We start from the raw sequence: 257 nt of genomic DNA on the forward strand, positions 1-257 counted from the left end.
TCCACCAGCAGACCGATCGCCAGCACCATCGCGAACATGGTTAAGGTGTTGACGCTGTAACCGAAGGCGTAAAGTACGGAGAAGGTTCCCATCAACACCACCGGCACGGCGATAGTGGGTATCAGCGTGGCGCGGAAGTTTTGCAGGAACAGATACATAACGAGGAAAACCAGAGCGATAGCTTCCAGCAGCGTTTTCACCACGTCTTCAATGGAGGCTTTAACAAACGAGGTGGTTTCATACGCCACCTTGTATTC

General features: G+C 52.1%; 1 protein-coding gene. It reads right to left on the reverse strand.

The genetic code is table 11. The features are described 5' to 3' along the window. A partial coding sequence (locus AC0IZJ_RS28555) for an efflux RND transporter permease subunit (protein ID WP_471855643.1) occupies window positions 1–257 on the reverse strand: 257 nt, incomplete at both ends.

The organism is Roseateles sp. AC306, from assembly GCF_979253795.1.